The sequence below is a fragment of the Moorena sp. genome, assembly GCF_982860115.1.
Genome location: NZ_CEYLVT010000150.1, coordinates 1 through 18,104, shown reverse-complemented (window position 1 = coordinate 18,104; position 18,104 = coordinate 1). Strand labels below are relative to the sequence as shown.

The window sequence follows — 18,104 nt, the reverse complement described above, 5'->3', positions numbered from 1 at the left end:
CGAAGATAGTTGGTGGGTAGCTGCCTGCTAAAATAGCTCAGTGCCAGGATAATTATTTTAATAATAGTTAATATAAAAAGTCTCTTGTGTAAATTCGCAAGAGGCTTTTTATATGTCAAGCAACTTCTATATCAAGCAACCACAGAAATTAAAAGAGATTAAATCATTACCATGGGTGTTGGGTTAACCAATAAGTAATAACTGAGGGGTAAAAGCAATAATTGATATTATTCCTTGGAGCGATCAAAACTATAAATTTTCTGAGTTCTTAAATTCTCACACACTGAAGATGGTCGCTTCGTGAAGGGGAACTTTTCTCGGTCTAAGAGTACTTGTAAACTCGTCAGTGGATCGTGTCCAGAAGACACTAGAAATTCCAAGCATCTTAGCTCAGGCCATTCAATCACCCTGTCCAAAATATTAGCGATCGCATTAACATAGGGATGCTGATTAGATTCGTACCAATCTAGTGCTGCTAGCTCAGGCTGATCGAAGCCCAAGTGTACCATTAAATCAGGTTTTTCAAAAACTGCGGAAGCTACAGGTCGTGACTCCTCCTGCAATAATAAGTTCTGGCTATGAGCTAGAGACCGTAGCTTTTCTAAACGCTCATAACGTTCTGTCACCTGCTGAGGCTGGTCTTGCCAATGAATTGCTACCGTAACTAAATAGGTCTGCAATAGCAGATGACCCAGCTTCTGTGCTTTAGTTGCCAAATAGCTAGAATTGTAGTCATTAGCTTCAATCAGCAATGGTAGCCTACCGACTACCTCTAATCCATAACCTTTTAAACCAGCGATTTTGCGAGGATTATTGGTAATCAAGCAAATTTTCTTAACTCCTAAATCATTGAGAATTTGTGCTCCCATGCCATAGTCTCGCAAGTCAGCCGGGAATCCCAACCGTTCATTTGCTTCTACGGTATCTAGTCCCATATCCTGCAAGGAATAGGCTTTCAACTTATTCACCAAACCAATCCCTCGGCCTTCTTGCCGCAAATAAACCACAACTCCCTGACCGGAATTCTCAATCATTTTCAGAGCCGCTTGTAGTTGCATTCGACAGTCACACCGCAGAGAGCCCAACGCATCTCCCGTTAAACATTCTGAGTGCATCCGCACCATCACTTGATGGTCTTTGAACTGAGTTGGGTTTCCTTTTACAATGGCAACATGCTCCGAGTGATCTAAGGTGTTGCGGTAAGCGTAAATCTGGAAATTCCCAAAACTACTGGGGAATTGGGCAACGGATTCTCGATAAACAAAGCGGTCATGTTTGAGGCGGTAACTGATTAAATCAGCAATACTGATAATTTTGAGTTGATGCTTATTGGCATACTCAATCAACTCTGGCAAGCGAGCCATGGAGCCATCAGGATTTTGAATTTCACAGATCACACCCGCTGGGTATAAACCTGCCAGTCTTGATAAGTCAACCCCTGCTTCCGTATGACCAGCCCGTTTCAATACCCCTCCCTTTCTAGCACGGAGGGGAAAAATGTGACCAGGTCGTCGCAAATCACTGGGTTTCGTTACTGGGTTAATCGCAAACTGGATAGTACGAGCACGGTCTTCAGCCGAGATACCAGTCGTCACCCCTAAGTGGGGTGCTGCATCAATGCTTACGGTAAACGCTGTCTGGTTAGTGTCTGTGTTGTTACTAACCATTAGCGGAAGGTCTAGAGCATCCAAACGCTCCCCTGTCATCGCCAGACAAATCAACCCTCGTGCTTCCACTGCCATGAAATTAATCATGTCAGGGGTAGCAAATTGTGCAGCACAAATTAGGTCTCCTTCGTTTTCCCGATTTTCATCATCAACTACCACCACTGGCTGACCTGATTTTAGGTCTGCCAGAGCATCATCAATGCTATCAAACTTATACACATCAGTTTTCGGGGATTCCACTTGTTTGCTGCTTTTGTTTAATTAATGAATGGGCTTGAGAATGGTATTGAAATCCATAAAAAAGCTATGATAGCATATTTTAACAATTTTGACACTTGAATAAAGGTTAAATTTTATTGCTCACTAGTATAGTTTATCCAAGTTCCGCTGCTGGCTTGGTGATAGAGGACACTTTTAATCACCAGAAGCAGGTTCCGATGTCAGCCCCTTGTGATTGGGGAAATCACAACTGGTATTGTGGCATTTATTAATGTTGCCAATAACTGAGGGATTAGGGTAAACTTAGTCAGTTTTTACGATCCTTTGCTAAGAGATAATTTTTTTTAGTGATTGGGTTGACTCACAAATGTGGCAGCTGCACAAATAGTGCTAAAACAGGACGTAGAAAACTGCTCCACTGTCCCCAAGACAGTGGAGCAAAATACCTGTGGAGGTGGTCTGACAGGGACTGAGCTTGTTCTTGGTCTAGTTAAGAGTCCCGCAAACAGGTGTATACTCAGCCCCAAGGTTGAGACTCTCCCACTGAGCTAGGAATTAGCCCTTAGTGGGGGAGGATATCAAAGCTCTTACCCTATAGGAAAGGAACATGATGGGGGATTTAGAACGCCTGCCAGTAGGCATAATTGGTGCTTCTGGTTATGGTGGCGTACAACTTGTAAGGCTCTTGATGGATCACCCAGGAGTCGATATAGTTTATTTGGGTGGAGAAAGCAGTGCTGGCAAGGGATTTGCCGAGCTTTACCCTCATCTAGGCCATCGTGTTAATTTAACCATTGAGCCTATTGACATAAATACTATTGTATCCCGTTGTCAGGTAGTCTTTCTGTCCTTGCCTAACGGTTTAGCCCATAAGCTAGCACCATCACTGTTATCAAAAGGATTAAAAGTTCTCGATCTCTCAGCTGACTATCGATTTAGTAAACTTGAAACTTACAAAAGCTGGTACGGTGGAGAGCGCCACGACCAAGAAACCGCTGCTACTGCTGTTTATGGTTTACCGGAACTGTATCGCGATCGCATTTCCTCTGCCCAATTAGTCGGTTGTCCTGGTTGCTACGTCACAAGCAGCCTGCTCGCCCTTGCTCCCCTGCTCAAACAGGGTCTGATTATTCCAGACACTGCCATTATCGATGCCAAATCCGGTACCTCTGGGGGTGGACGCAAGGCAAAAACCAATCTCTTACTAGCAGAAGCCGACAGCTCTCTAGCCCCTTATGGCGTGACCCATCACCGCCATACCCCAGAAATTGAGCAAATTTGCAGTCATTTAGCCAGTCATGAAGTCAGGGTGCAATTTACACCCCACCTCGTTCCCATGGTACGGGGAATCCTAGGTACCGTTTATGCCACATTGCAGGATCCGGGACTAGTCAGGGAAGATTTATTCACCATTTACACGGCCTTTTACCGCGCCTCTCCCTTTGTCCGGGTGTTACCCAGTGGCACCTATCCCCAAACCAAGTGGGCTTGTGGCACTAATCTTTGTTACATAGGGGTAGAAGTCGATACCCGAACTGACCGAGTTATCGTTATGTCAGTCATCGACAACTTGCTCAAAGGTCAAGCTGGTCAAGCCGTACAGTGCTTGAATCTGATGATGGGTTGGGATGAAACCCTAGGCTTGCCTCAACTGAGTTTTTATCCGTGAATCGGTTGTGGGACGGATGTGCATAAGATACCAGAAGTAGGGGGAGATAGGAAAAAACCATTTCTCCCACACTCCCCACCAAATAACCTTGGCCTATTGGCCACGCAATCGCGTTCAACCTTGGCCAAAGGCCACGCAATCGCGTTCAACCTTGGCCTATTGGCCACGCTTCGCGAACAACCTTGGCCTATTGGCCACGCTTTCGGCAAAGCCGACGCTGCGCGAACGCGAACAACCTCTAACCTTCAACCTCCTAACCTTGGCCTATTGGCCACGCTTCGCGAACAACCTCCTAACCTCCTAACCTTCAACCCTGACACAGCGGTCCCATGCCACAAGTTCCAGCATAAATGGCGCGATCGCCTAATTCATCTTCAATCCGCAGCAACTGGTTATACTTAGCCACCCGTTCACTACGGCACAGTGAACCTGTTTTAATTTGACCAGCCCGAGTAGCAACGGCTAGATCAGCAATGGTAGTATCTTCGGTTTCCCCAGAACGGTGACTAATCACAGAACGGAAACCGTTGCGAGTTGCTAGGTCAATGGTTTCAAGAGTTTCGGTCAAGGAACCAATTTGATTAAGCTTAATCAAGATCGAGTTACCCGCACCGACATCAATACCTTTTTGTAGCCTGGTGGGATTGGTAACAAATAGGTCATCACCCACTAACTGAATGCGGGAACCTAGTTTTTCAGTAAGTAACTGCCAATTACTCCAATCCTCTTCGTGGAGTCCATCTTCAATAGAAACAATGGGGTATTGCCCCACCAACTCAGCTAGATAGTTAACAAACTCCTCTGGTGAGTGAGATGCGCCATCATAGACATACTGAGCATCTTTGTAGAACTCGCTGGCAGCCACATCCATCGCTAAAGCGATTTGTTCTCCTGGCTTATACCCAGATGTTTCTATAGCGGCAATCAATAAGTCTAGCGCTTCTTTATTTGACCCCAAGTTGGGAGCAAAGCCACCTTCATCTCCCACACCGGTAAGCAATTTTTTCTCTTTCAATACCTTAGCCAAGGCGGCAAAAACCTCAGCTCCCCAGCGCAGAGCCTCTCGAAATGACTGGGCTCCCACTGGCACAATCATGAATTCCTGAAAATCTACATTATTATCCGCATGAGCACCACCGTTGATTACATTCATCAACGGAACTGGTAGTAGATTAGCTAGTGGTCCACCTAAGTAGCGGTAGAGGGGTAGTCCTTTACTAGCCGCTGCCGCTTTAGCTGTAGCTAGAGAAATAGCTAGGATGGCATTTGCTCCCATATTCTTTTTGTTGGCCGAACCATCCCGACGAATCATCTTGTGGTCAAGCAACATTTGGTTGAGAGCATCGTTTTCCAATAGGTCTGGGGCGAGTTTTTCTTTGATATTCGATACTGCCTTGAGTACCCCTTTACCACCGTAGCGACGGGGATCATTATCTCGTAGTTCATGGGCTTCAAAAGTACCAGTAGAAGCACCACTGGGAACTTGGGCAATTCCCACCGCACCGCTAACAAGGCGCACTTGAGCTTCTACTGTCGGACGTCCACGAGAATCTAATATCTCTCTGGCATCAATTGCCGCAATTGCAGTTTCTGATTTAGTCAACATGCTTTTTCCTCTAATTCTGTAAAGATTGCAACTGCCTTAATCGTTAAATCGCCCTAGGATAAGAAACGCCTTGGCCGTTGGCCACGCTACGCGAACAGAACGTTACTTGTTTTCAATCTCCTAGTTAATCAATCATGTCAGCCATCTCAGCTCTTAGGAGCTGTGAGCTATCCGCTATTAGCTATCAGTTATGAGCCATGGTTGAAAAGCTGACTCCTTGGTGCTGATAACTGGGTGCTGATAACTTAATGCTTACAATGAGAGTGTGCCACTTTCAGGTCTGGAACATCAACAGTACACAGTTTTCTATACCTAGAGTATTGTTGATATAATCGCCCTAAATGTTTCCACCATACTAATGGTGATATGGCTCACGAAAATTGCTGAAAATAATCACAATTATTTTATAGTTGGCTCACAAATAACTAAAATTATTTTAAATAAGCTAGGGGAAGACTAGTTAAGATGACTAAGTTTTCAGGACTCTTACAGACCGGTTGTTAAAGGCAATAATATACTATATGACTTCCTCCCCACTTCAGCAATTTGTATTTAGGCCAGCATTGATTTCAGCAACAGTATTTGCTGCGCTGACCTTACCCGTAGGCTGGTTCGGTGCTCAGCCATTATCCATTAAAGTACAGGAGGAGCAACTATACTACGGTAATGTGCGAGATGCGGCAACGCCTTACCTGACCTTAGCAACGGTGATTAGCCTAGGAGCTGGTATGGCCAGTGTCGCCATAGCCGGATGGCAACAGTCTGCTCAACAGTCATCTCAACTTCAGTCACAGCTATCAGATCTAGCACAACAAATTCAGAAAAAGGAAGAATTATTAGAAAAACTTAGGCTTTCAGAATCCCAGCAGCATCTTCCTCAACACAAGCCTTTAGAAAATAAGATCAAGAATCAGACATCGCCACAGCAGCCAATTAACTATACCGTCTATACTAGTTCTAGCTTCCAGTCAAACCGTAAACCACTGGTGACTAAGACTGGGTCGAGAGAAAATCAACCAGTAGCTAAATCTGCGGTGAAGGTGCCAGCGAAAACCGGTGAGTACACGGGATTGACCGTAGACCACGCTACGGGAACGCATCCTGGTGTGGGTAATGCTCAAACCCATACTGGTCTTAAATCCTATTCTGAAGTAGTATCATTACCATCGGAAGATATTCAGCAACTTGAAAGTCAGCTGCAACAGGTCAAAGCTCAGATGAAAGCGATGCAAAAGGTTTTGCACAAGAAACACTTTGTGTCTACTTGAACACTAACGTTATGTCTAGCCCATCACCCATCGACCCCCAAACCCCATCGGGATTGGCCGTTGACCACGCTAAGCAATCAGAATTCGAGCTAAATCTGCTCAAACAGGAATATTTTTTCCTGCAAACTACTGTAGAAGATTACAACAAACAAATCTGGGTGATTAAAGCCTTGGGGATTACGGCCACTGGTGTGGTTGTGCGCATGGTCTTAAAAGAGAAAGACAATAGCATCGCCCTGATTGGGTGTGCTATTCCCCTGTTCTTCTGGATTCTAGAAAGTCAATGGAAACACTTTCAGCGTGGTTTCTATCCCCGTTTGGTACAAATTGAAGAAATTTTGACTCAGGAGTGTAATTTGCGCAGTCCAGCTATTTTTACTGGCTGGAGTCGTACCTTTAAGCGCAGTAATACTCCCAAACGTCAAGGCTATCTTTGGGATGGTTTATTAAACCGTAGCGTTTGTATTACTTATCTGTTAGAAATTGGCTTTCTTTTGGTATTATCGTTAATTAGGTTTTAGGAATTAGAAGTTTTGAAGATGGAACAGGGAATCGGGAAGAAGTGCTCTCCTAGTGTGGCGATTATAAATTACTATAAAATCATCGCTTGAAACCTTACTAACTCAAGCTTTTATGGATTATAAAAAGCCATTTTTATAAAAATGGCTTTTTATAGATTTTTATAGCCTAATGAGGTACATATAATGTTTTCAGACTTTCAACTTCCGACTTCGTAATTATCTATTCCCTGCTATCTTATCTCTGTTCCCTGTTCCCTGTTCCCTGTTCCCTAAAACCCAAAAATTTGTACCTCAGCCAATTGATAACTGCTACCTATGCGCGTAATCATCCAACGAGTCAAATCCTCTCAAGTCCAAGTAGACAGAAAAGTTATTGGGAAAATAGGGCGAGGGCTTAACCTACTAGTCGGTATTGCGGATACTGATACGGAAGCTGAATTAGACTGGATGGTGCGAAAGTGTCTAGAATTAAGGCTATTTCCAGACGAGACTACTGGTAATGACCGTTGGGAAAAGTCGGTGCAGGATATAGGTGGTGAGCTATTGGTGGTTAGCCAGTTTACCCTTTACGGAGATTGTCGCAAAGGACGCCGCCCTTCCTTTAGTCAGTCCGCTGCTCCAGAATACGCTAGGGCATTATATCAACTATTTGTTGATAAGTTACGGATGAGTGGGTTGCGGGTAGAAACTGGTGAGTTTGGTGCGATGATGGATGTTTCTATAGAAAATGATGGTCCTGTGACACTGTTGTTAGAGAAAGAAGCATCAGTAAGATAAGGGAATAGGGAATAGGGAATAGGGAACAGGGAACAGAGAGTGTAGGAAGTGTGGGAAGTGTAGGGAGTGAGATGACTAAGTGCTGCGCCAAAGGTGCCAGCACAAAAGTCAGTAATGCGTTCGCGTAGCGTGGCCGAAAGGCCATCGCATCCAGCATTAGCTCTGGGATCGTCCCAAACCCCTATTTTCAACTCTCTTCGATTTGACCTTGGTATTTTTTGCGTTCGCTTTTAGCGTGGCCTACGGCCAATCGCGTAGCGGCTCAATGCTCACGCATCCCATTACTGATCAGCCTTTTTTGCTTTCAGTTCAGGTCATGGTTACCAGGAACTAGAACTATTTCCATAAAATTCAAAAATTGTGTACTTAACCTATTTTATAAATCCTAGAGATTGCTTTCAGTAATTTTAGTATTAATTTATCCATATTCTTATTTTTTTATATACAAATTTATACATTTACTACTATGTAATTAATGATATAATTGATATATTTATGGTTAGATAATTTTGAGTGTTAGTGTAGTATTAAAAGATAGAAATGAGCGAACCAATAGCTGACTATGACAATCCTTGGAAAGAAGCATTACAAGCCTATTTTGAGTCATTTTTGCAGTTTTGCTTTCCCGAAGTTCACACTCTGATTGATTGGAATCAGACACCCCAAGCCCTTGATACAGAGCTACAGCAGATAGTTGGTGCGGCTGAGTCAGGAAAACGGATCGCTGATAAATTATTCCAGGTGTGGCTCTGTGGTGGAAATGAAACTTGGGTGTTGATTCATGTAGAGGTACAAAGCCAAAAAGAATCAACCTTTGCCAAGCGAATGTACCAATATCATTACAGGGCATTTGACTTGTACGAAAAACCTGTGATTAGCTTAGCGGTATTGGGGGATGAGAATGCTTCTTGGTCTCCATCATCCTATGAATATGGCTTGGGAGGTTGTCGGCTGAGTCTAGAATTTCCCATAATTAAATTACTCAACTATGAGTCAATGTGGCAGGTGTTGGAATCGAGTACCAATCCCTTTGCAGTAGTGGTGATGGCTCATTTAAAAACCAAAGCCACCCATAAACAACCGATGGAGCGCAAGCGATGGAAGTGGTACCTGGTTCGGAGACTTTTTGAACAAGGTTATAGTAAAAACGATATAGTGAAGCTATTCCAGTGTATTGACCAGATGATGGCTTTACCGGAACAGTTAGAACAGGAGCTGAATCAAGAACTCGAACGTTATCAGGAGGAAAGACGGATGCCTTTAATTAGTCGAGTGGAAGAAAGGGCAATGAAAAGGGGTCTGGAACAAGGACTTCAACAAGGACTTCAAGAATCTCGGGAAAGCTTACAAGGGACAGTAGTTAAAATTTTACAAAAGCGTTTTGAATCGGTATCACCGGAATTGGTGGCAGCGATTAATGCCATAGACGATATCTCTGGGTTGCAACAGTTGATTGATCACTCTCTTGAGAGTAACTCCCTTGAGGAATTTGAGCAGCTATTGGCACAACATCACTCCTGACTCCCTACTCCCTACAACTCAATGGGATAATAATCCAAAGCACTTTTTCCCGCACCCTGACCCCACCGTGAATCAGGTTTCCAAGCACCATTTTCTTTTTCCCGACGGCGAGTCCGGATAGTGAGCTGATTACCTTCAAATGTCAGTAGATTATATTGCCAGGGATAACCAGGTACCAGTTCTTTGGTGGGTGCGCCAAAGGTGCCAGCACAAATTCCATCGAGTTTGCGCCCACCTGGGATTTTGTCGTAACTGAAAACGCTGGCTTGGGCTTTGTGGATGTGCCCGTGGAGGAACAAGCGAAATCCAGCAACAGCGAGTTGTTCCATGAATCCTTGGTCGGTAATCCTATCGCTTCCGTCACTATTGAGGGGATGGTGCCAAACCGCTATTTTCAGGCAGTTGTCGTAGTCTGGGTTACGGCGAATCTCGGTTATGGCCTTGCTCAGAGCACCTGAGTGAATACTAGCACGGGCTCTGAAGTGGTGATCCAGTTTCCAAGCAGAGTTTAGTCCTAGAATCAGCAAGTTTTGGTTTGGGAGATGGTGGATAATTCCTTGCTGGTCATACTCCAGGGGATAGGGTTGAGTTTTGATAGCTTGATAGAATTGGCTGAAGTGGGCAAAGCGTTGTTGGTATTTAACCTCATCTCGGACCCAAATAACCCGTGAACTTTCTTCGATGTAGTGACCGTCTTTGAGTTCACCGTGGTATTTTATGCGATCGCATAAATCATAAGCATCCTCTGCTAGTTGCCAATTGAGGTCATGGTTACCAGGAACTAGAAGAATTTGCTTGGGGTCTAGGGGAAAGTCTAGGCGGAGGTTGTCGATAAACTTTTGTGCAGCCTGGTATTCTTGGGGAGTGGAATAATTAGCGATATCACCGGAGAGGATCAGACCATCAAGGTGAGGAATTTCAAGGTCTTGGGTGAGGTCTTGGGCGAGTTGGTTTGACCAAAGGGTAGCTTGCTCAGGGTTGCTGATGTGGAGATCCGAGAGGTGGAGGATGTAGATAGTTTGAGTGGCAATCAGTTTGGGAGGATTGGGTTTGGGAGTGGGTTTGGGAAGATAGGTTGGGTTGTAGACTTGGTAGCGCTCTTGAATGGCTTTAATAGCTTTGATGGTGTACTGAAGAGTATCTTCATCATGAGTTGCTGCCAATTCTTCGTTGTTCAGGAGATTAATCAGTTTAGAAATAGTAGCTTCCTTGCCAATTTTTTCCAGAGCATATGCCGCAATCCTACGCAGATAATAGTGGTCATCATCCAGCAATTTAATTAAGGGGTCGATGGTGGCTTCTGTGCCGATTTTTCCCAGAGCATATGCCGCACTCCTACGCACATAATAGTCGTCATCATCTAGCAATTTAATTAAGGGGTCGATGGTGGCTTCTGTGCCGATTTTTCCCAGAGCTTCTGCCGCACTCCTACGGACATCATAGTCGTCATGATCCAGCAATTTAATTAAGGGGTCTATCGCCACTTCTCTCCGGATTTTTACCAGAGCATCTGCTGCACTACTACGGACATCATAGTCGTCATCATCTAGTAATTTAATTAAGGGGTCGATGGTAGCTTCTGTGCCGATTTTTCCCAGAGCTTCTGCCGCACTCCTACGCACAGAATAGTGGTCATCATCCAGCAATTTAATTAAGGGGTCGATGGTGGCTTCTGTGCCGATTTTTCCCAAGGCATCTGCCGCACTACTACGCACATAAGAGTTGTGATCATCATCCAGCAATTTAATTAAGGGGTCGATGGTGGCTTTTGTGCCGATTTTTCCCAGAGCTTCTGCCGCACTACTACGCACATAAGAGTCGGGATCATCCAGCAATTTAATTAAGGGGTATATGGTGGCTTCTGTGCCGATTTTTCCCAAAGCATATGCCGCAATACTACGCACATCTGAGTGGTCATCATCCAGCAATTTTTTAATTAAGGGGTCGATGGTGGCTTCTGTGCCAATTTTTCCCAGAGCATATGCCGCACTCCTACGCACAGAATAGTGGTTATGATCCAGCAATTTAATTAAGGGGTATATGGTGGCTTCTGTGCCGATTTTTCCCAAAGCATATGCCGCACTACTACGCACATCTGAGTCGGGATCCTCCAGGCATTTACTTAAGGGCTCAATGGTGGCTTCTGTGCCGATTTTTCCCAGAGCTTCTGCCGCACTCCTACGGACATCATAGTGGTCATGATCCAGCAATTTAATTAAGGGGTATATGGTGGCTTCTGTGCCGATTTTTCCCAAAGCTTCTGCCGCACTCCTACGCACATAAGAGTTGTGATCATCATCCAGCAATTTAATTAAGGGCTCAATGGTGGTTTCTGTGCCGATTTTTCCCAAAGCTTCTGCCGCACTCCTACGCACATAAGAGTCGGGATCATCCAGCAATTTAATTAACCGGTCTATGGTGACTTCTGTACCGATTTCTACCAGAGCTTCTGCCACAATACTACGTACATCATAGTCGTCATCATCCAGCAATTTAATTAACGGGTTAATTGTGGCTTGTGTACCGATTTTTCCCAGAGCTTCTGCCGCACTCCTACGCACAGAATAGTGATCATCAGCCAGCAATTTAATTAACGGGTTAATTGTGGCTTGTGTACCGATTTTTCCCAGAGCATATGCCGCACTCCTACGCACATCATAGTGGTCATGATCCAGCAATTTAATTAAGGGGTCGATGGTGGTTTCTGTCCCGATTTCTCCCAAAGTATATGCCGCACTCCTACGTACATCATAGTGGTCATGATCCAGTAATTTAATTAAGGGGTATATGGTGGCTTCTGTGCCAATTTTTCTCAGAGCATCTGCCGCAATAATACGCACATCATAGTCGTCATCATCCAAGTATTTACTTAGCTCAGGTATCGCTCTATCTGATTCAGTTATTCCCAACAGCTCAACCTTAAGTAACTTCGGAACCTCTAACCCAGCAACCAACCCAACAGTCTGCTCCTGAAACTCTGGTTTTACTGCTCCTGCTAATCTCGCTCCCAGTTGCCAATCCACATCTAACCCTAACCTTACCATCCGCTGGGCTTGGTTTCGATTATCTACCAATGGCAGCATCAGCACCAGAGTTTCTGTCCATTTCAAATAATTGAGATAGTTCTGTTGCAAGTCCTGATCACTAATACCTGGTAATTGCTTCAATAAATATTCCGCTGTATAGTATTCTTGGATCAGTTGATGTCGAAACTCAATCAAATCTCCTGATTGTTGAATCAAGTGATGCTTCAGTAAGTCTTTTAGCCACGTCCTAGCGCGAACATCAGGATCGGTAAAATTCTTATGACGTAGATAGTCAGCTATAATTTCCTGGGCTTTTGTTTTGGGAATAGCAACGGTAATCTCTTTGGGATTATTCCCTGTTGTCATTACAAACCCTAACTGTTGCAGCAGGTCTGGCCAAAATTCTCTTGATTCATCGGAAACGTTAACATCTTGCTTGATTTTTTCCGAATAGAACTGGATAAATTCGCGAAACACTAACCCCAGATTGGACGGTATCTCTCCCTTATTTTGAAATATTGAACATAACATCATCAATAGTAGAGGAGTTTCCCCAAGCTCCCGTAAGCGATCGCCCAACTGTGTAAGCATTTGCTCTCCTTGTTGAGGCAAATACTTTCGGACAAACTCCTCTATTTGGGCTGCACTCAAGGGTTGCATTTCCAACTTCTTTTCAATCCCCAAGTCACCACCCACTCCTAAATCCCTAGTGGTGAAAATCATGGGAGTACGCTTCTGGTAATCCCTCCGAAACTGAGTCAAATCCGAGAGTGCTGCTTCTGAGGGTAGCTCGTTGACGCCATCGATCAGTAACCAGAATTGTCCATCAAACAATAGTCTTTCAATCTCGCTGGAGTCCAGCAGTACACCATGGCGTTTCAGAAAATTCCGTACTAACTCCAGCACCGATGTCTGGTAATATCGCAGTTCCACCAGCACCGGAATTTTGTCTTGTATCCCTTCATCCCCCAACAATCGCACTAAGGCTGTGGATTTGCCTGACCCCGCACGTCCGACCAGTAAGACATGGTCAGCAGCATACTTCCGCAATCCTTCCAGCACAGGTAAGCGCTCAGTTTCTTGCTGATTGTGGTCTGTTTGTGGCTGCTCCGACTTAATGGTTTGCACCATTAGATTAAAGTTACACAGCCCAGGGGTCTGTTGCTGCTGCTTGCGTTTACGGTCTTCGACATCGGTGAGGGTATAAAATTGCCACCATTGGTCGTACTGTTGACGGATTGATGCTAGATAGAGATCCCAAGTGACCATCTTAAGGTTGAATCGGGTTAAAGGTTAGTTGGTTGAAGGGAATCGGGAATCGGGAATCGGGAATCGGGAATCGGGAATCGGAAATGGGAAAATGCGATCGCGCTGCCCAGCCTACATCAACTGTAGAATAATCAACTCTATTGTAGACATAAGAAACTGCTAAACTCTGCCAGGTTTAGTAGTGCTTTTGAATAAAATAAGCTGACCGCTGACTGCTGACCGCTGATTGCTTACAGGATTTCTTCCCGACTCCCGACTCCCGATTCCCGACTCCCGATTCCCGACTCCCTGTTCCCTGCTCCCTTTTACAACTGCTATACAATAGAACCGAATTGACTGATTCAAGAGGAGACACTAAGCTAATGCGAATGCTACACACAATGCTGCGAGTCGGCAATCTTGAGGAATCGATCAAGTTTTACTGCGATGTCCTAGGCATGAAGCTGCTCCGTCAGAAGGACTTTCCAGGGGGAGAATTTACCTTAGCATTTGTAGGCTACGGGGATGAATCTGACAACACGGTTATTGAACTAACCTATAACTGGGGGGTTGATCAGTACAACATCGGGGATGCTTTCGGTCATATTGCCCTTGGTGTAGACGATATCTACCAAACCTGCGACCAAATTAAATCTCTTGGTGGTAAGGTAGTGCGAGAGCCAGGACCGATGAAGCACGGTTCAACAGTGATTGCTTTTGTGGAAGACCCGAGTGGATACAAGATTGAACTGATCCAACGCAAAGATCAGGAGTCTGCCCAGAAACCAGAAGCGACAGCAGTTGCTGGGTAATAACTATCGGGAGTAGGGAATCGGGAATCGGGAATCGGGAATCGGGAATCGGCAGTCGGGAATCGGGAATCGGGGTAAGAAAATTGAATGTAGCTGGTAAGTATGGGAAACCCTATAAAAATGTTTCCTATCTCCCTATCTCCCTATCTCCCTATCTCCCCATCTCCCTATCTCCCTACACTCTTCCCTGTTCCCTGTTCCCTGTTCCCTATTCCCTTTGAAAACTGCTATAGCAACGATGAATCAAGCATCTACAACAAAAGGCTGGGCGAATGCGATCGCAAAACCGGCAACTGAATTTCCGCCCACAGCCCTGCCGGTCATCTCTGGCAAAATCCCAGAAGGGTTGCGAGGTTCTTTGTATAGAAATGGTCCTGCACGGTTACAGCGAGGTGGTGTAGCGGTTGGACATTGGTTTGATGGTGATGGGGCAATATTAGCAGTACATTTTACCCCTGGTGGTGCCACAGGAGTTTATCGCTACGTCCAAACCTCTGGCTATCAAGCAGAAGCTGCTGCTGGCAAATTACTGTACCCCAACTATGGCATGACAACACCAGGACCAATCTGGAAACGCTGGAGTAAGCCAGTTAAAAATGCTGCCAATACCTCAGTGCTACCATTACCAGATAAATTGTTAGCCCTATGGGAAGGTGGTCATCCCCATGCCTTAGACCTGCAAACCTTAGAAACCAGAGGCACTGATGACTTATCTGGCCTAGGCAAAGGAGCAAGCTTTTCTGCCCATCCCAAGATTGATCCCAAAACTGGAGAGATTTTCAACTTTGGACTGACGGCTGAACTTAATAGCAGACTCAACATTTACAAGAGCAACTCCACTGGCAAAATTATCAAACAAGGGTCAGTACAGCTAGAGGGTTTGCCATTAGTCCATGATTTTGTTCTGGCAGGGCCGTATCTAGTATTTTTTGTACCCCCAGTGCGAGTGAATTTCCTAAAAGTAGCTCTGGGTTGGTGCAGCTATGGTGATGCTATGGAGTGGCACCCCAATAAGTCAACCCAAATTATTATCGTAGATTGTGACAGCCTTAGTGTAGTCAGTCGCCGTGAAGCTGAACCCTGGTATCAGTGGCACTTCAGCAATGGTTATGTGGAGAAAGATGGCTTGATCGTGATTGATTTTGTCCGTTATGCCGACTTTCAGACCAATCAGTATTTGAAAGAAGTTGCCACTGGTCAAACTAAGACTGAAGCGAAAGGAACCCTGTGGCAAGCCCGACTCAATCCTGACACTGGTCAGGTTGTGCAGTTACAACAGTTGTTCGATAGAAGCTGTGAATTTCCTGTCGTGCCGCAACAGCTAGTAGGACAATACTCACCTCATACTTATTTATCAGTACATCGCGAAGTCGTCGATATTAGTAAAGAATTATTGGGTGCAATTGGATGTTTTGACCACAAAACTGGCACCTTGATTGTGGCTGATTTAGGGGAAAATCGCTATCCCTCGGAACCCGTTTATGCACCAGATAGCCTTAATCCTGACCAGGGTTGGATATTAACAGTTGTGTATGACGGAAATTCTGATACTAGTGAAGTGATGGTATTTAGTAGAAACACCCTAAATCAAGAACCGATATGTCGTCTGGGATTACCAAAGGTTATCCCCTTCAGCTTTCATGGTCAGTGGAAAACCAGGTAGTAGTCTTTTCAATTTACCTGATCAATTTACCTGAAATTTAGCTATTAATTCCTGCAGTATCTAGCTAAATTATTAACGTTAAATTAAACAATCAGAAGTCTCTCGCCGTCCGCTTCCAGGAGGACAACTTTCCTCCTGTACAGCTAGTAATTGCTGGTCAACCGAATCAGACTGGTATCCCTGTCGAGAACTAGACTCACCTAGGTAAAAATTAATACCAACAGTAACTAGTAGAGTAGATAACAAGATATAGCTTTGAAAACCCATTGTGGTGACCTTGCTCAAAGTTTCTACTCATTACTTCAAAACTTTTCCAGCACAATCAGCATAAATTTTAAATAAAAACTAAATTAAATAAAAAAATATTAAACCTAATAAAACTAGCAAAAAAAACTATTGTAACTTAATTGAATTCAAAAAAAAACGATGATTGTAGGGATATATAAAAATAGCTTGATGTTTAAAATAGGTGTATTTACGGATATGATTAGAGAGTCAAGCAAGGTAAAGCAAGCAGACCAAACTTCTGGTTAATAAAATGTTGATTAGAGAAAAATGCTGCTAACTATCTATAGGTTTTGTCTAGGGGGGTAATTGACCTTTGGCAGAGGGATCACAAAGAAGAGTAGGTCTGACAAATCTATAATTAGAGGAGATCCCCTGATCCAATCCTTAGCTGTTTAACGTAAGATGACCTCATTTCCCCGCCGCTACCATATCACCACCTTTGGCTGCCAGATGAACAAAGCCGACTCCGAGCGGATGGCTGGAATCCTAGAAGATATCGGCTTCCAGTGGTCAGAAAATCCCAACGAGGCTGACTTAATTCTCTACAACACCTGCACTATTCGAGATAATGCTGAGCAAAAGGTTTATTCCTACTTAGGAAGACAGGCAAAGCGCAAACACCAACAACCAGACCTGACCTTGGTAGTAGCGGGTTGTGTGGCACAACAGGAGGGAGAAGCACTGCTGCGGCGAGTCCCAGAAGTTGATTTAGTCATGGGACCGCAACATGCCAATCGTTTAGGGGATTTGCTAGACCAAGTCTTTGATGGCAACCAGCTAGTTGCTACAGAACCAATTCATATTGTTGAAGACATCACTAAACCAAGACGGGACAGCAGCATTAGCGCCTGGGTAAATATAATTTATGGGTGTAACGAACGCTGCAGCTACTGTGTAGTCCCCAATGTCCGAGGTTTAGAGCAATCCCGTACTCCAGAAGCGATTCGGACAGAAATGGAGGAGTTAGGACGGCAAGGCTATAAGGAAATCACCCTATTAGGACAAAATATTGATGCTTACGGACGTGACTTACCAGGGGTGACTGAATCGGGGCGGCATCAGCACACCTTGACAGATTTACTGTATTATGTAAGCAATATACCGGGGATTGAGCGGCTCCGCTTTGCTACCAGTCACCCCCGCTACTTTACAGAACGGCTGATCCGTGCCTGTCACGAGTTGCCGGAAGTGTGCGAACATTTTCACATTCCCTTCCAATCTGGGGATAACGATATTCTCAAAGCTATGGCACGGGGCTATACCCACCAGAAATATCGCCGCATTATTAATACCATTCGGGACTATATGCCCGATGCGTCGATTAGTGCAGATGCGATTGTGGGCTTTCCTGGGGAAACGGAAGCACAATTTGAGAATACCCTAAAACTAGTAGACGATATTGGCTTTGACCAGCTCAATACCGCTGCCTATTCCCCTCGTCCTGGCACACCAGCAGCATTGTGGAAAAATCAGCTCTCTGAGGAGGTCAAATGCGATCGCCTTCAACGTCTCAACCACCTAGTTGCGGTAAAAGCAGCTGAGCGATCGCAACGTTATCTGGGACGGATTGAGGAAGTGCTGGTGGAAGACCAGAATCCCAAAGACAAGACTCAAGTGATGGGCAGAACCAAAGGAAATCGTCTCACGTTCTTCACTGGGGATATTAATCACCTCAAAGGTGAGCTAGTTCTAGTTAAAATTACTGAAGCTCGTGCCTTTAGCTTGACTGGTGAGCGAGTAGAGGAATAGGGAATAGGGAATAGGGAATCGGGAGTCGGGAGTCGGGAGTCGGGAGTCGGGAGCGGTGCGACCCAAGGGC

12 protein-coding genes are annotated in these 18,104 nt (G+C 44.8%); 8 read left to right on the top strand and 4 right to left on the bottom strand.

Annotated features, from left to right (window positions below):
• Positions 1–227: 227 nt before the first annotated feature.
• Complete coding sequence (gene ribBA, locus AC4II3_RS22210; protein WP_488011171.1) at positions 228–1,907, bottom strand: bifunctional 3,4-dihydroxy-2-butanone-4-phosphate synthase/GTP cyclohydrolase II; 1,680 nt, start codon at positions 1,905–1,907, stop codon at positions 228–230.
• A 589-nt stretch (positions 1,908–2,496) separates the two neighbouring features.
• Here ribBA and argC point away from each other — a divergent pair.
• The gene (gene argC / locus AC4II3_RS22205; RefSeq protein ID WP_488011197.1) at positions 2,497–3,555 is read left to right on the top strand and encodes an N-acetyl-gamma-glutamyl-phosphate reductase; all 1,059 of its coding nucleotides are present in this window, start codon (positions 2,497–2,499) and stop codon (positions 3,553–3,555) included.
• Positions 3,556–3,862: 307 nt separating this feature from the next.
• Here argC and eno read toward each other — a convergent pair whose 3' ends face one another.
• Complete coding sequence (gene eno / locus AC4II3_RS22200) at positions 3,863–5,161, bottom strand: phosphopyruvate hydratase (RefSeq protein WP_488011173.1); 1,299 nt, start codon at positions 5,159–5,161, stop codon at positions 3,863–3,865.
• 521 nt (positions 5,162–5,682) lie between these two features.
• Here eno and AC4II3_RS22195 point away from each other — a divergent pair.
• The 4 genes from AC4II3_RS22195 (at position 5,683) to AC4II3_RS22180 (ending at position 9,248) form a co-directional block, all read left to right on the top strand.
• Positions 5,683–6,429 (top strand): hypothetical protein, encoded by a 747-nt coding sequence (locus AC4II3_RS22195; protein ID WP_488011175.1) that lies wholly within the window; start codon positions 5,683–5,685, stop codon positions 6,427–6,429.
• Between the two features lie 11 nt (positions 6,430–6,440).
• Positions 6,441–6,950, top strand: coding sequence for a hypothetical protein (locus tag AC4II3_RS22190; protein ID WP_488011177.1), 510 nt, complete (start codon positions 6,441–6,443; stop codon positions 6,948–6,950).
• A 315-nt stretch (positions 6,951–7,265) separates the two neighbouring features.
• Positions 7,266–7,727: a D-aminoacyl-tRNA deacylase gene (gene dtd / locus AC4II3_RS22185; RefSeq protein ID WP_488011179.1), complete on the top strand. Its 462-nt coding sequence runs from the start codon at positions 7,266–7,268 to the stop codon at positions 7,725–7,727.
• Between the two features lie 540 nt (positions 7,728–8,267).
• Positions 8,268–9,248, top strand: coding sequence for an RpnC/YadD family protein (locus AC4II3_RS22180; RefSeq protein WP_488011181.1), 981 nt, complete (start codon positions 8,268–8,270; stop codon positions 9,246–9,248).
• Between the two features lie 11 nt (positions 9,249–9,259).
• On the opposite strand, the gene AC4II3_RS22175 is transcribed toward AC4II3_RS22180, so the two are convergent.
• Complete coding sequence (locus AC4II3_RS22175) at positions 9,260–13,543, bottom strand: HEAT repeat domain-containing protein (RefSeq protein ID WP_488029306.1); 4,284 nt, start codon at positions 13,541–13,543, stop codon at positions 9,260–9,262.
• A gap of 362 nt (positions 13,544–13,905) precedes the next feature.
• Between AC4II3_RS22175 and gloA the strand changes: the two genes are divergently transcribed.
• Complete coding sequence (gene gloA / locus AC4II3_RS22170) at positions 13,906–14,334, top strand: lactoylglutathione lyase (RefSeq protein ID WP_293098960.1); 429 nt, start codon at positions 13,906–13,908, stop codon at positions 14,332–14,334.
• 238 nt (positions 14,335–14,572) lie between these two features.
• Positions 14,573–15,997, top strand: a complete 1,425-nt coding sequence (locus AC4II3_RS22165) for a carotenoid oxygenase family protein (RefSeq protein ID WP_488011189.1) — start codon at positions 14,573–14,575, stop codon at positions 15,995–15,997.
• Between the two features lie 78 nt (positions 15,998–16,075).
• On the opposite strand, the gene AC4II3_RS22160 is transcribed toward AC4II3_RS22165, so the two are convergent.
• A complete protein-coding gene (locus tag AC4II3_RS22160; protein WP_488011191.1) occupies positions 16,076–16,264 on the bottom strand; it encodes a hypothetical protein in 189 nt (62 codons plus the stop codon).
• A 423-nt stretch (positions 16,265–16,687) separates the two neighbouring features.
• Here AC4II3_RS22160 and miaB point away from each other — a divergent pair, with 423 nt between their 5' ends.
• Positions 16,688–18,034: a tRNA (N6-isopentenyl adenosine(37)-C2)-methylthiotransferase MiaB gene (gene miaB, locus AC4II3_RS22155; RefSeq protein ID WP_488011193.1), complete on the top strand. Its 1,347-nt coding sequence runs from the start codon at positions 16,688–16,690 to the stop codon at positions 18,032–18,034.
• Positions 18,035–18,104: the final 70 nt, after the last annotated feature.

Bases quoted from the DNA above. Each gene is read 5' to 3' on its own strand.
- AC4II3_RS22175 (WP_488029306.1), bottom strand. From the start codon at position 13,543: ATGGTCACTTGGGATCTCTATCTAGCATCAATCCGTCAACAGTACGAC.
- dtd (WP_488011179.1), top strand. From the start codon at position 7,266: ATGCGCGTAATCATCCAACGAGTCAAATCCTCTCAAGTCCAAGTAGAC.
- AC4II3_RS22180 (WP_488011181.1), top strand. From the start codon at position 8,268: ATGAGCGAACCAATAGCTGACTATGACAATCCTTGGAAAGAAGCATTA.
- AC4II3_RS22195 (WP_488011175.1), top strand. From the start codon at position 5,683: ATGACTTCCTCCCCACTTCAGCAATTTGTATTTAGGCCAGCATTGATT.
- AC4II3_RS22190 (WP_488011177.1), top strand. From the start codon at position 6,441: ATGTCTAGCCCATCACCCATCGACCCCCAAACCCCATCGGGATTGGCC.
- eno (WP_488011173.1), bottom strand. From the start codon at position 5,161: ATGTTGACTAAATCAGAAACTGCAATTGCGGCAATTGATGCCAGAGAG.
- gloA (WP_293098960.1), top strand. From the start codon at position 13,906: ATGCGAATGCTACACACAATGCTGCGAGTCGGCAATCTTGAGGAATCG.
- AC4II3_RS22165 (WP_488011189.1), top strand. From the start codon at position 14,573: ATGAATCAAGCATCTACAACAAAAGGCTGGGCGAATGCGATCGCAAAA.
- AC4II3_RS22160 (WP_488011191.1), bottom strand. From the start codon at position 16,264: ATGGGTTTTCAAAGCTATATCTTGTTATCTACTCTACTAGTTACTGTT.
- argC (WP_488011197.1), top strand. From the start codon at position 2,497: ATGGGGGATTTAGAACGCCTGCCAGTAGGCATAATTGGTGCTTCTGGT.
- miaB (WP_488011193.1), top strand. From the start codon at position 16,688: ATGACCTCATTTCCCCGCCGCTACCATATCACCACCTTTGGCTGCCAG.